The sequence below is a fragment of the Pontibacter indicus genome (assembly GCF_900156345.1).
Lineage (GTDB): Bacteria > Bacteroidota > Bacteroidia > Cytophagales > Hymenobacteraceae > Pontibacter > Pontibacter indicus.
The window spans coordinates 282,729-295,942 of the sequence record NZ_FTPP01000003.1 but is presented as its reverse complement, the minus strand read 5'-3'; the positions used below and the strand labels follow the sequence as shown (position 1 = coordinate 295,942).

The window sequence follows — 13,214 nt, the reverse complement described above, 5'->3', positions numbered from 1 at the left end:
AGAAACAGTAAGTTAAAAGCTGATAGTTTCAGTACTTTTCTTTAATTTTGTACGGCATAAATATTATTTAGAATTGTGAGTGATATAATTATGCCGGTGAAACTGCGTTAAGATTTAGTTAGCGTGTTAACTACTAATTATATTATGACGTAGTCAGGGAACTTTTGACTGGACAAAACAGGTATTAATTTAAATTAAAACTAATGCCAGCCTATCACCGTACTCTAAGCTCTTCTCTACCCGGGACCTCCGTATGAAAACATTTTTACAGAACAAAGCCTTACCAAAGTGGATCATTCTGATCATCGATCAAATCATCTCTACCTGGTCTTTTGCTTTGTCTTTCTTCATCATACGCCAGTTTGATTTTGAAACCATTTTGCGTGGTCACTTTTTTGTGTACAGTGGTATATACATGGCAATCTCTGTTATGGTATTTTATGCCATGCGCATCCATACAGGCCTGATCCGCTACTCCAGCACCGACGACATTTACCGCATCTTCACGGCTGTGTTAATGGCTAGCTTGCTTTATGGCGCTATCATAGGCTTTTGGGTATCACCAGAGCTGCACATCGACTCTGTAAACATCTACGTTGTGCTGTTGGTCAATTTTTTCATCAGTTCTTCGGTGCTGATCATGATGCGCCTGGGAGCGAAGGCTCTGTTCTACTATATCAAGCGCGGAGCCAGCGGCGACAAGGAGTCTGTGCTGATTTATGGAGCTGATAGCTTTGCCATTTTGGTGAAGCAGGCTTTGGAGCTTAGTAACGCAGGGCGCCTGAATATTGTGGGCTTTGTGGATGATAATCCGAACAAGATCGATAAGCACATTCAGCAGAAGCGGGTCTACCATATCAATGACATCGAAAAACTGCAGCGGAAGCTCAAGATCGATAAACTGGTTATTCTGAGTGAAGAACTGAAATCAGACGCTCGCAAGAATGCGATCGAAACCTGTGTAGAGCTAGGTATAAAAGTAGTAACTGTGCCACCGACGGAACAATGGATGTCAGGCCAGCTGCGCATGAACCAGATACAGGACCTACGTATTGAAGACCTCTTGCAGCGTCCACCGATCGTAATCGAAAATGACAAGATATCAGCTGACCTTGCCGGTAAGCGTATCCTGATCACCGGAGGTGCTGGCTCAATTGGTTCAGAGATTGTGCGTCAGGTGCTGTCTTATAAGCCGGAAATGGTGATCATCTGTGACCAAGCCGAGTCACCTTTGCATGACCTGCAACTGGAAATGGAGGAGCAGTTCCCGGAGGCTTGCCTTAAACTTTGCATTGCTGATATCCAGAACTTCAACCGCATGTATGCCCTGTTCAAGGAACATAATCCGCAGATGGTATACCATGCAGCTGCCTACAAGCACGTGCCGATGATGGAAAGCAATCCGTCTGAGGCAATCCTGACAAACGTTTTGGGTACCAAAAACCTGGCAGACCTCTCTATGACTTTTGATGTGGAGAAGTTCGTTATGATATCCACTGATAAGGCGGTGAACCCTACCAACATCATGGGGGCTTCGAAGCGTATTGCCGAGATCTACATCCAATCGCTCAACAACATTAGTGCGCAGCCAAAACTGCAGGATAATGTAACAGGCACTTCCCTGCAGCAAACCCGTTTCATCACAACACGCTTTGGCAACGTGCTGGGCTCCAATGGTTCTGTTATCCCACGCTTCCGTTCCCAGATCGAGAAAGGCGGCCCGATTACAGTGACACACCCAGATATTACCCGTTACTTCATGACTATACCTGAAGCGGTGCAGTTGGTGCTTGAAGCCGGTACGATGGGTAGAGGCGGTGAAATCTTCATCTTCGATATGGGACAGCCCGTTAAGATTGTGGATCTGGCTCGTAAGATGATCAAACTGGCCGGTCTGACCTCTGATGATATAGAGATCGTGTTCTCAGGCCTTCGTCCGGGAGAGAAGCTCTACGAGGAACTCCTAAACCAGGAAGAGCTAACTATTCCTACTCATCACGAGAAAATCAAAGTATCTAAAGTGCGCGAGTATACCTACAACAAAGTGCTCGCCAGCATCAACGAGCTGCTCAACCTCAACAAGGATGGCGACGAGCTGGATACTGTGAAGCAAATGAAAAGGATCGTTCCTGAGTTCAAGAGCAAGAACTCCCGATTCGAGGAGTTGGATTCGATGGTGCAGTAAGACCTTACCCTTACAAACAGCAAAGGCCCGGTAAATCCGGGCCTTTGCTGTTTTATTATCGTTTACATTTCAGGGAAAGCCCCCCTTGAAAGGGGGACTTTCCCAACATGCCGAGGAAATCAACCTACAAAGCCGGCAGCACCTTGCTTCTCACTTCCCCAAAGCCAACTCTGATACCATTCCGCTCGGCGAAGCCGCGCATGATGACTGTGTCGTAGTCGTTGATGAACTTGCGCTGCGTGCCGTCGGATAGTTGGATAGGTTGGGTGCCGCGCCAGGTGAGCTCGAGCATGGAGCCGTAAGAGGTCTTGTCCGGGCCGCTGATGGTGCCGGAAGCGTACATGTCGCCGACCTGTATGTTACAGCCGTTGCTGCTCTGGTGGGCCAACTGCTGGTTCATGTTCCAATACATATACCTGAAGTTGGAACGGCAGATGCTGTTCTCAACTCCATCTTCCGGTTTCAAGAGCACTTCCAAGTTAATGTCGTAGTTGTGATCGCCACGGAACTCAAGGTAGGGCAGAGGCTTTGGATCCTGTACCGGGCCTTTCACGCGGAAAGGCTCTAGTGCGTCTAGCGTCACTACCCAAGGAGATATAGAAGAGGCAAAGCTTTTAGCCAGGAATGGCCCTAGTGGAACGTACTCCCAGGTTTGAATGTCCCTCGCTGACCAGTCGTTGAAGAGCACCAGACCAAAGATGTAGTCGTCTGCTTCGTCGGGACTAATCATATCACCCAACTTGGTTTCTCGACCTGTTATAAAGGCCACCTCCAGCTCAAAGTCGAGCAGACGGGAGGGACCAAAAGTTGGTGCATCGGCGTCAGGCGCCTTGGTTTGACCGTTGGGGCGGCGTATGTTAGTGCCAGACACAACAATAGAAGACGCCCGGCCATGATAACCGATCGGGATGTGCTTCCAGTTAGGCAGTAGGGCGTTTTTTGGGTCGCGGAACATGGTACCCACGTTGGTAGCATGCTCGATGCTAGAATAGAAATCCGTGTAGTTGCCCACTTTCACCGGCATCCTCATGCGAACGTCACTCCGCTTGATCAGACATTCCTGCATCAGCCTGCTGTTGCCACTGATCTCTTCGTTGTCGTTGCGCAATAGCTCCGATACCCGGTTTCGAACAGCCCGCCATACCGGCTTGCCAAGGGCTATGAAATCGTTCAGGTATGGGCGGTGAAAGACCGTTGGATCGATGTCGAGCAACTCGAAGAGGTTGTGCTGAGCCACGGCATAAAGGTCGAGCACATATTCTCCGATGGCCACCCCAACGCGCGGGTCTCTGGTAGCGGACTCAAAAATACCGAACGGGAGGTTCTGTATAGGGAAATCACTGTCGGGGGCTATTTCGATCCAGGAATGCAGGGCAGGGTCGTTCGCTTTTATCATAGTGCAAGAAATTCTGGGTTGTTAGACAAAGATAGGGATTTTGAGGAGTATGGGAAAAGCGAAAACTTTGTAGGTAAGTTGGATTTACTTCGCTGTGACGTGTGCAAGGGCGATACTATACCTATACTTGGCTAGTCCAACAAAAAAGCAGGTGCCGATTTCTCAGCACCTGCTTTAGGTATATTGTCCTTTGTCAGAACTCCTTGGCTACTTATCTTACCCCAGCGGTGTCAAATTTACTGCCTCTACTGCCTTAATTTCAGGTACGGCTTTCAATACAGATTGCTCTACACCTGCTTTAAGCGTCATAGTAGACATCGGGCAAGTGCCACAGGCGCCGAGCAACTCCAGCCTCAGAGTCATGTCATCGGTTACTTCGAGCACTTTCACGTTGCCGCCGTCAGCCTCCAGGTATGGCCTGATCTGGTCGAGGGCACTCTCAATGCGAAGTAAAAAATCGTTGTCAACGTTTATGGTTGCCATGTGTCTTAAGTTTTAATTTCTACAGGTTGTGTTTTGGCTATGGTCGCATTACGAACCGACACCTGCTGGGCTACAGCCTGGGCCAACTCACTGAAAACACCAGAAGCCGGTGAATCGTTCTGCAGAGCTACCGGTGTTCCTTCATCGCCGCTTTCACGGATGCTCTGCACCAACGGCACCTGGCCTAATACAGGCACATCAAATTTCTTGGCCATATTCTGACCACCTTCCTGCCCAAAGATATAATATTTATTTTCAGGAAGTTCGGCAGGTGTAAAGTAGGCCATGTTCTCCACAACGCCCAACACCGGCACGTTGATTTGTGGCTGGCGGAACATTTGCAGACCTTTCTGGGCGTCAGCAATAGCTACTTTTTGAGGTGTCGTCACGATCACAGCGCCTGTTACCGGCAGCACCTGCACCATAGTCAGGTGGATGTCGGATGTTCCCGGAGGGAGGTCGAGGAGCAGGTAGTCTAGTTCGCCCCACTCCACATCAGTTATAAACTGCTTGAGGGCAGAGCTCGCCATCGGGCCACGCCAGATCACCGCATGGTCAGGAGGCGTCAGGAAACCGATCGACATCAGCTTCACTCCGTATTTCTCAACCGGGATGATATAGTTTTTGCCATGGTCGCCCTGTACCATGCTCGGACGCATGTCTTCTACACCAAACATGGTAGGTATAGACGGCCCGAAAATATCCGCGTCGATTAGCCCTACCTTTGCACCGGACTGCGCCAAGGCAATAGCCAGGTTGCTCGTAACGGTAGACTTGCCAACCCCTCCTTTACCGGAGGCTATCGCCAGGATATTTTTAACACCCTTCAGTACCTCGCTGCTGCCTGCACGGCCGGAAGTCACACGCGAGGTCATGTTGACCGTCACTTCGGCCTCCTTGTCCACCATGGTATGGATGGCGCGGATACAGGCATTGCGGATCAGGTCTTTCAGTGGGCAGGCGGGTGTGGTCAGGATCACGGTGAAGCTCACGTTCCTGCCGTCTACCTGCACGTCCTCAATCATGTTGAGCGTCACCAGATCCTTTCCAAGATCCGGCTCCTCTACATAGCTGAGGGCTTTGAGTATATCTTCTTTTGAAATTGCCATAGTATTAATGCTTTTGTGAAGCCTTACAAAGATACAAACAAAAAAACTTTAAACATGATTTGGTGGATGGTGATTAATAGTCTGAATCTTAATACAAGGCCCGTACCTCATGGATTTTTAGGGTTGAGCTGGCTAAGAGCGCAGAGACCTCTCAGCGTCTTTCAGACCTGCGAGTGTATAGGAGATCGGCTGTAGATGAGTTGGTATGACTGCAGCAGTCGGTTTAGACACTCGCGGGAGCTGCACACACCGCGAGGTCATTGGCCGTCCCCGGACTTCGCGGCGTCTTTAGACCCGCAAGCGTCTAATCAATTGGCGGTGGAGAAGCAGGATTCTCGTAAATTATTAAACACACCCCTGCCCCTCTCTTCAAAGATGGCCCCTACCCCCAGAGGGGATTTTCTGCCGTTGCCATTGCAAGGTATAAGCTTTGTAAAGGTATAGCTATACCGGATCCAACCACTCCTAACCCCAAAACAGGGGAAGGAGCCTTTCACTACTATTATAAACTAACACTGGCAGGTATAGGAAGACATCCTTGCCCCTCAGCTATGAATCAGAAAGCGGTGCTAGGTGCATTTTTGACGCTCCACTGTTGGGGGTGAAGGGGTCCCCCTGTCAAGAGCGTTCAGCGAGTTTGGAGCGTCTTGATTTTTTTGCCTACTGGGGGTAGGGGCCCTCGATTTTTTCATCAAGGAAAAAAGTAGGTGCCCGCCGCACAGGCGAAGCTATACAACAACTCAGGTTGCTATACTTACAGCAGTACTAATACCTGCAATAGCATTAGCTTTACCTTACACATGGGGATGTGGACATCCTTAACAGATTTCTTTCGGATTAGGAAATCCGAAAGAGCCTGCTCAGAGCCTTCGAGTATAATGCTATACCTTGCCAGAGTAACACCATACCTATACTTGGCCAGAGGCCTCATGATAAAAGACACGAGCGAGGACGCTTGCGCCATGAAAGAGGTCGCCGTTACATCAAACATAAACTACCTCTAGCCAAACTAAACCTTATCCTACAGACCTGAACAATCAGAATAACTTGTTGCCGGAAGTCAATCAAATGCAAAGCAAGATTAGCAATTTAGCCAATCAACAATTTAACCTTTCAACAATTTAAATCTATATTTGTAACCCCTCAAAACTGCATACCCATGTCCCTGATCCCGAAAGAAGTAGTTGACCAGATCCTTACCCAGGCCGATATAGCGGAAGTAGTAGGGGATTTTGTGTCACTCAAGAAGAAGGGGCAGAACCTGTGGGCAAACTGCCCTTTCCATCACGAGAAATCACCATCCTTTTCAGTTTCGCCGGCGAAAGGCATTTACAAATGCTTTGGCTGCGGAAAGGCGGGCAACTCGGTGCAGTTTATCATGGACGTGGAGGGCACGAGCTTTCCGGAGGCGCTGAAGTACCTGGCCAAGAAGTACGGCATTGAGGTGCCTGAAGATGAGCCGAACCCGGAGTATGCTAAAGAGCAGAGCGAGCGCGACAGCCTCTACATCGTCTCCGATTTTGCCAGCAAACACTACCAGCACCTGCTGCATCAGCACGAAGAAGGAAGTATAGGGCAATCTTACCTGAAGGAGCGCGGACTCAGCAATAGCACCATCAAAAAGTTTGAGCTCGGGTATAGCCTCGATGCCTGGTCCGACCTGACGGATGCCGCCCTGAAGGCCGGGTATAAGCAAAAGTACCTGGAATCGACGGGGCTGACCATTGTAAAGGAAGACGGCAAAAAGTACGACCGTTTCCGGGGGCGTGTCATGTTCCCGATCCATAATATTTCGGGGCGCGTAATCGGGTTTGGTGCCCGCACGCTCAAAAGCAACGACAAAAAAAGCCCGAAGTACCTCAACTCCCCTGAGTCTGATATCTACCACAAGAGCAACGTGCTCTACGGCATGTACCAGGCCCGGCAGGCCATCCGGATGCAGGACACCTGCTATATGGTGGAAGGCTATCTCGACGTGCTCTCGCTACACCAGGGAGGTATAGAAAACGTGGTAGCTTCGTCTGGTACTTCGCTCACCGAAGGGCAGATCAAGCTCATAGCCCGCTATACCCAGAACATTACGGTGCTCTACGATGGCGACGCGGCAGGTATAAAGGCCTCTCTCAGAGGTATAGACCTGATCCTGGAGAATGGCCTGAACGTGAACGTGGTCACTTTCCCGGCAGGCGAAGACCCCGACTCCTACATCCACAAGGTGGGCGACGAGAAGTTCAAAGCCTACGTGGCCGAGCACGCTCAGGACTTTATCTCGTTCAAGGCTAGTCTGTACGCCGAAGAGGCGAAGGGTAATCCGGTAAAGAAGGCCGAGGCGATCCGCGAGATCGTGACCTCTATCTCCAAAATTCCGGACCCGATCAAGCGCTCGGTTTTCTTCCAGAGCTGCAGCCTTATTTTCGATATTGATGAGCAGCTGCTGATATCGGAGTATAACAAAATGCACCTGCAGGAGCGCCAGCAAAAGCAGCAACGCTCTGGCAGTCCGGAGGACCTGGCAGAAGCAGAGGCCTTCGAGGCAGAGCAGGAGGAAATTCAAAAACCAGCCACCGAAGCCGATAGCCTCAAACGCTACGAACGCGAAATTGTGCGCATGCTGCTCAACTACCCTGATAAAGTGCTAGTGGACGGCCAAAATACCTGCCAGTATATGCTAGAGCAGTTGGAGGACGTGGAGTTCCGTACCCCGCTATACGCCCGCCTGATCGAAGTGGTGAAAGAGAAGCTGCAACAGGGCATTATACCTGCGGCAGATGACTTCATCAACTATCCGGATCAGGAAATACGGACCGAAGCCACCAACCTGCTCTCAGACCCTTACGAGCTGTCGCATAACTGGGAAACCCACCAAATCTACGTGCCGCACGAATCGGATCTGCTGCCCTACGGAGCCGAACGCGCCGTGCTGCGCCTGAAGTGGCGCAATGTGCAGCTGCTGATGAAATCCGAGATGGAGAAGCTGCGCCTCGTGACTGACCCGGCGGAGCAGGACCGCGTGCTGCAGATCATCTTCCAACTCAAATCCTTCGAAAAGCAGATCGGCGATTTGCTGGGTATTGTGGTGAATAAGTAGGAAGGAATACTTCTCTATTAGATTGTGTTATGAAATAAGAAGGCAATGCGGTATAAACTTTTTACCTTTGCAGCGCATTTCATAGTATAGACAATCACCTTGCTGATTACCACAGGTATAGCAGGTATACGGATTAACACATGGAAACTAATTCAACAGAGCCAATCAAGCTCGATTCAATAGAGGACGCGATCGAGGACATCCGCCAGGGTAAGATCATTATTGTGGTGGACGATGATGACCGCGAGAATGAGGGCGACTTTATCTGCGCGGCAGAGAAGGTAACGCCTGAGATCATCAACTTCATGGCGACGCACGGCCGCGGACTGATCTGCGCGCCCATTACAGAGGAACGTTGCGAAGAACTGGGCCTTGAACTGATGGTGGGCCGCAACACAGCGCTGCACGCCACGCCATTTACGGTGTCGGTTGACCTGATCGGGCACGGCTGTACCACCGGTATTTCCGCTTCTGACCGCGCCAAAACCATTCAGGCCCTGGTTGACCCTACTACCGATCCGAATTCGCTTGGCAAACCAGGCCACATCTTCCCGCTGAAAGCGAAGAAAGAAGGCGTTCTGCGCCGTCCGGGCCACACAGAGGCGGCCGTTGACCTGGCGCGTCTGGCAGGACTTGCGCCGGCCGGTGTACTGATCGAGATCATGAACGAAGACGGTACGATGGCCCGCCTGCCTGATCTGGTGAAAGTGGCCGAGCGTTTCAACCTGAAGCTGATCTCGATCAAAGACCTGGTGGAGTACCGCCTGAAAAAGGAAAGCCTCATTGACCGCGAAATTGCCGTAGAATTGCCAACCGATTTCGGAAACTTTGATCTGTATGCCTTCACGCAGCGCAGCAACGGTGCCAAGCACCTGGCTCTGGTGAAAGGGGAGTGGAAAGAAGACGAGCCGGTGCTCGTGCGCGTGCACTCATCCTGCGTAACGGGCGATATCTTCGGGTCTTGCCGCTGCGACTGCGGTCCACAGCTGCACGAAGCCATGCGCATGGTAGAGCGCGAGGGCAAAGGCGTGATCGTGTACATGAACCAGGAAGGACGTGGCATCGGTCTGATCAACAAACTGAAAGCCTACAAACTGCAAGAACAAGGCCGCGACACAGTAGAGGCCAACCTGGAGCTGGGCTTTGGCATGGACGACCGCGACTATGGCGTGGGTGCCCAGATTTTGCGTGACCTTGGTGTGACGAAAATGCGCCTGATTACCAACAATCCGAAAAAGCGCGTCGGTCTGATCGGTTACGGACTGGAAGTGGTGGAGAATCTGCCGATCGAGATCGCGCCAAACCCGCACAACCAGAACTATCTGGCTACCAAGCGTGACAAGCTAGGCCACGAAATTTTGAAAAATACGGTAGTGCGCTAAGAAGCCCTACTTAAGATGAACCCCAAAGCCCGTACCACCAGGTACGGGCTTTTTTTTGCACTGTATTATGTCTCTTCTGGATAAATTTTAGTAAACGGACTATCCCACTTTAGATTTATTACGTTAAGAATTGAGTGTAAACTTATGTATAACAATGTGTTAGGTGGGTGTTGGGAATAGGGTTATTTACATTATTTTAATTTAGGCAGATGAGAATACAGTGGACCAAATATTTTCTTTTTACATTATTTATGGCCTTTGCTTGCAGTAGCAGGTCGGGTTGGGCGCAAGCTCAGGAGGCGTTTGATACAGAGCGCTGGCTCTACGGAAAAGTCGTCATGGCTAGTGGCGACAGTCTGGAAGGGGCTGTGATCTATCACCCAGCTGAGGATGTTGTACAAATTGCATCAGAAGACGGTATTGTCAATTCTTTCTCGGCTGTGAACGTCAGTCATTTCATGATAAGTGGGGTGTATAAAGGCAAACCTCAGATTTTCCGGTCCCTACTGTGGAACAGGGGAAGCCTCGAAAGCGACTTTAAGGTACCCGTGTTCTTTGAGCAGATCAATGAGGGAGAGCTGGTACTGATGAAGCGCTATGTCGGGTTGTCGGCAGCGAGCTCGGACCAGAAGTATGCCACCGCTTCGTTGCAGACGAGCTATTTCCCGCATTTCGCCTCGGAAGGCACAGAGTTTCAGGAAATACTGTACATGCTGCTGCCCAACGGCGAAATTGTGCAGCTACGCAAAAACAAAAAGGATCTGCTCAGACTTTGCGGCGCTTATACCGGAAAAGTGAAGCAGTATGCCAAGTCCAATAAACTCGACTTCAAGCGGTCGCAGGACCTGCTCAGTATTGTAAATTATTATAATACACTACTCTAAAGTCGATTTCCCTACAAATCGCGGAAGCGCACCAGCAGGATAGAGGCGAGCACGAGCAGCGCGATGTAAAACAGGGCAGGTAGCACCGCCCAGGCCGGGCTGAGCGCCATGGTAGGGCTGGTGAGGCCGTCTATAAGCTCCTGTCCGGGCGTAGGAGTGAGGCTGCCAAACACTTTCATGGGCATAAAACGGTCAATGCGATCATCAAGCTGGTAGTGTATGATCGGCTCCACTATTTTGGACCAGGCCAGGAAAGCGATGATGGCCAGGCCACTCTTGCGAATCAGAAAGGCAAAGAACATGGCCAGACACATGTAGCCGACAGCCTGCACGAAGAAGTAGGACAGGTAATCGATTTTACCAAAAATAGCTCCTAAGGTGGTGTCTGAACTGTAGAGAAAGCCAAAAAGAAGGCCTACCACAAACAGAAAAGCCGTCCCGATGGCAGCCAGGCCCAGTGTCACGTAAAATTTTGCTAGCACGGCCTCTGTTCGTGAGCGCCCGTCAATCACCTGCTGCCGGAGCGTGCGGTAACTGTACTCGTCAGTGATCAGCACAATAACCAGTATACCTAGCAGGAGGTTGAAAAAGTAGGCGATATAGGAGAAGCGCATCCACAGATTCGGAAATTCATAAAGCGACTTGCCCAGCGACTGCCCGCTAATCGACAGGTTGCTGCTAAAATAGATCAGCAGTACCTGCAGCAGCACATAAATGGCCATAATCACCCAGAAAGTAGGGTATAGGAGTGTCTTTCTGAGTTCGGTTCGAATCAGGTTCATGCGGGCTTATTTTTGGGTGATTTCAAGGAACTGCGCCTCCAGGCTTTTGCGGCGCACCAGAAGCTGCGAGAGCACGATGCCCTGCACAAACATATCGCGGTTGAGGTCGGTGCTGCTATAGCCTTCGGAAAGTGTGAGGCCGATGTAATTTTTCTCCTGCGCAAATCGCACCACATATGGCAATCGCTCCAGCAACTGCAGCACCGGAGCGAGTTCTTCTGCACTGATCAGCAGTTGGTCCTGTGTAGAGAGGATGTCTCCCACCGGACCGTTGGCCTTGAGCTTACCGGACTGCAGCACCGCCACATGCGTGCATACCTTCTCCACCTCATCCAGCAAGTGACTGGCCAGCAAAATGGTTTTACCCTGCGCCGCGATGCGTGTGATCAGATCGCGCACCTCGGCTATACCTTGCGGATCGAGGCCGTTGGTGGGCTCGTCGAGCACGAGCACTTCGGGGTCGTTGAGCATGGCAGCGGCCAGGGCCAGGCGTTGTTTCATGCCAAGTGAAAAGCCCTTAAACGTAGTATGGCTGCGGGTGCCAAGGCCCACCATATCCAGCATCTTGTTGATGTTCCGATGGTCGGCCTGCTTGGTATCGGCCACTACCTGCAGGTTTGCTTTGGCCGTGAGGTAAGGGTAGAAGTTAGGCGTTTCGAGCAGTGCGCCTACCCGGCGTTTGGTCTCACGGCTCACCGACCGCCCAAACCACAGAAAGTTGCCTCCGCTCGGACGGATCACATCCAGCACCATGCCCAAGGTAGTGGTTTTGCCGCTGCCGTTCGGGCCAAGCAAGCCGTAAATGCTGCCCGCCTCCACCTGCATCGTCAGCCGGTCGACGGCCTGCAGGCTTCCGTATTTTTTAGAGAGTTCGTCCAGGTATAAGACTGTTGCCATAGCGGGAAGTCGTTTAGACAAATATAGCTTTTTTCTGATACTGACAAGAAAGGCCGTTTGATCAGGTATAGCGGGGCTGCTTTTCAAGCTAAATAAGCGCGAATCTTGCGGTCTTTTTGTTAAGAACCTTGGTTAAAAAAGGTTCTTCACCCGAATGCTGGGCCTTTGCTGCTTGCTACCAAGATCCTTACAGGATGACAAAAAGAAAATAACCCCCTACTTTCTGGTGAAATCCAGGTTGTAGAAAAAGCTTAGCTGCAAGGTATGGTTGTGCTCAAACACGGTGCCGCTGGCCTTCTGTACGATCTGGTTCAGGTAGCCCAGCTCCAAAGTGGCGGCATCATTGATCTTATACCCCAGGGCGGCATAAGCCCGGTTCTGGTCGAAAATATTGCGCTGGATGTTGTGGCCAAAGCCGATGAAGATTTCATCATAAGCCGCCAGGAAGGGCTCGCCTGCCTCGATGCTGTTCCCGATGAGCGGCAGGGTGGCCTTGAGCATGTAGCGCGCCCGGTTAAGGTAAGTGGTGGTTTCGGCTCCGGCCGGTTTGATCCAGCGCTGCTCCAGCCGGTAGCGATGCGTTAGGCCCACCCGTGCCAGGCTGTTTCGGAGCTGCAGCTGTTGGTAGATGCGGTGCTCCGGAAAAATGCCCGCCGCCGGATAGTCGCCGTAGGGGTGCGTTTCGATGTAGCCGTAGCCCAGCGTGAACATAGCGGCTGGTGTCAGGTCGTAGTTTATACCTGTGCGGATGAGCAGTTGCTGCGGGTCTTTGAGCACGTTGTGACGCCGCCACTGCAGCTCGGTATGGAGGCCCCATTTCGGCGTTATTTTGTGATCGCCGAAGTACATGTACCAGCCATTGTTGTTAAAATCTTTCACACGCTCGCTTTGCGCTTGTGCCGGCGAGCTCAGTCCTAAAACTATAAGCAAGCCCGGCAAAATCCGGAAGAGTATACCTTTGAAGTCCATGCAAACAAAGTTCATCCGCAGAAAGCTTAAATTCAACTT

General features: G+C 51.0%; 10 protein-coding genes. 4 read left to right on the top strand and 6 right to left on the bottom strand.

Going from position 1 to position 13,214, the window contains the following annotated elements:
• The first annotated feature begins 253 nt into the window (after positions 1–253).
• Positions 254–2,185 (top strand): polysaccharide biosynthesis protein, encoded by a 1,932-nt coding sequence (locus B0B12_RS15995; protein WP_076670922.1) that lies wholly within the window; start codon positions 254–256, stop codon positions 2,183–2,185.
• 124 nt (positions 2,186–2,309) lie between these two features.
• Here B0B12_RS15995 and fahA read toward each other — a convergent pair whose 3' ends face one another.
• The 3 genes from fahA to B0B12_RS15980 all read right to left on the bottom strand — a co-directional run bounded on the left by fahA (position 2,310) and on the right by B0B12_RS15980 (position 5,173).
• Positions 2,310–3,581, bottom strand: a complete 1,272-nt coding sequence (fahA, locus tag B0B12_RS15990; RefSeq protein ID WP_170871888.1) for a fumarylacetoacetase — start codon at positions 3,579–3,581, stop codon at positions 2,310–2,312.
• Positions 3,582–3,797: 216 nt separating this feature from the next.
• On the bottom strand, positions 3,798–4,064 hold the full coding sequence (locus B0B12_RS15985; protein WP_076670920.1) for a NifU family protein: 267 nt from the start codon (positions 4,062–4,064) through the stop codon (positions 3,798–3,800).
• Between the two features lie 5 nt (positions 4,065–4,069).
• Positions 4,070–5,173, bottom strand: a complete 1,104-nt coding sequence (locus B0B12_RS15980) for an Mrp/NBP35 family ATP-binding protein (protein WP_076670918.1) — start codon at positions 5,171–5,173, stop codon at positions 4,070–4,072.
• 1,159 nt (positions 5,174–6,332) lie between these two features.
• Here B0B12_RS15980 and dnaG point away from each other — a divergent pair.
• The 3 genes from dnaG (at position 6,333) to B0B12_RS15960 (ending at position 10,527) form a co-directional block, all read left to right on the top strand.
• Complete coding sequence (dnaG, locus tag B0B12_RS15970; RefSeq protein ID WP_076670914.1) at positions 6,333–8,261, top strand: DNA primase; 1,929 nt, start codon at positions 6,333–6,335, stop codon at positions 8,259–8,261.
• 140 nt (positions 8,262–8,401) lie between these two features.
• A complete protein-coding gene (locus tag B0B12_RS15965) occupies positions 8,402–9,643 on the top strand; it encodes a bifunctional 3,4-dihydroxy-2-butanone-4-phosphate synthase/GTP cyclohydrolase II (protein WP_076670912.1) in 1,242 nt (413 codons plus the stop codon).
• 251 nt (positions 9,644–9,894) lie between these two features.
• Complete coding sequence (locus B0B12_RS15960; protein ID WP_076670910.1) at positions 9,895–10,527, top strand: hypothetical protein; 633 nt, start codon at positions 9,895–9,897, stop codon at positions 10,525–10,527.
• An 11-nt stretch (positions 10,528–10,538) separates the two neighbouring features.
• Here the strand turns inward: B0B12_RS15960 and B0B12_RS15955 are convergent, their stop codons facing one another.
• From B0B12_RS15955 to B0B12_RS15945, 3 genes are all read right to left on the bottom strand, one after another.
• A complete protein-coding gene (locus B0B12_RS15955) occupies positions 10,539–11,309 on the bottom strand; it encodes an ABC transporter permease (RefSeq protein WP_076670908.1) in 771 nt (256 codons plus the stop codon).
• Between the two features lie 6 nt (positions 11,310–11,315).
• Positions 11,316–12,206 carry an ABC transporter ATP-binding protein gene (locus tag B0B12_RS15950; protein WP_076670906.1) on the bottom strand — a complete coding sequence of 297 codons (891 nt, stop codon included), beginning with the start codon at positions 12,204–12,206 and terminating at the stop codon, positions 11,316–11,318.
• A 216-nt stretch (positions 12,207–12,422) separates the two neighbouring features.
• Positions 12,423–13,190 (bottom strand): DUF2490 domain-containing protein, encoded by a 768-nt coding sequence (locus B0B12_RS15945; RefSeq protein WP_083704256.1) that lies wholly within the window; start codon positions 13,188–13,190, stop codon positions 12,423–12,425.
• Between the last annotated feature and the right edge of the window lie 24 nt (positions 13,191–13,214).

Excerpts from the sequence above, each read along its gene's own strand:
- B0B12_RS15995 (WP_076670922.1), top strand. The coding sequence starts at position 254 with ATGAAAACATTTTTACAGAACAAAGCCTTACCAAAGTGGATCATTCTG.
- fahA (WP_170871888.1), bottom strand. The coding sequence starts at position 3,581 with ATGATAAAAGCGAACGACCCTGCCCTGCATTCCTGGATCGAAATAGCC.
- B0B12_RS15985 (WP_076670920.1), bottom strand. The coding sequence starts at position 4,064 with ATGGCAACCATAAACGTTGACAACGATTTTTTACTTCGCATTGAGAGT.
- B0B12_RS15980 (WP_076670918.1), bottom strand. The coding sequence starts at position 5,173 with ATGGCAATTTCAAAAGAAGATATACTCAAAGCCCTCAGCTATGTAGAG.
- dnaG (WP_076670914.1), top strand. The coding sequence starts at position 6,333 with ATGTCCCTGATCCCGAAAGAAGTAGTTGACCAGATCCTTACCCAGGCC.
- B0B12_RS15965 (WP_076670912.1), top strand. The coding sequence starts at position 8,402 with ATGGAAACTAATTCAACAGAGCCAATCAAGCTCGATTCAATAGAGGAC.
- B0B12_RS15960 (WP_076670910.1), top strand. The coding sequence starts at position 9,895 with ATGGCCTTTGCTTGCAGTAGCAGGTCGGGTTGGGCGCAAGCTCAGGAG.
- B0B12_RS15955 (WP_076670908.1), bottom strand. The coding sequence starts at position 11,309 with ATGAACCTGATTCGAACCGAACTCAGAAAGACACTCCTATACCCTACT.
- B0B12_RS15950 (WP_076670906.1), bottom strand. The coding sequence starts at position 12,206 with ATGGCAACAGTCTTATACCTGGACGAACTCTCTAAAAAATACGGAAGC.
- B0B12_RS15945 (WP_083704256.1), bottom strand. The coding sequence starts at position 13,190 with ATGAACTTTGTTTGCATGGACTTCAAAGGTATACTCTTCCGGATTTTG.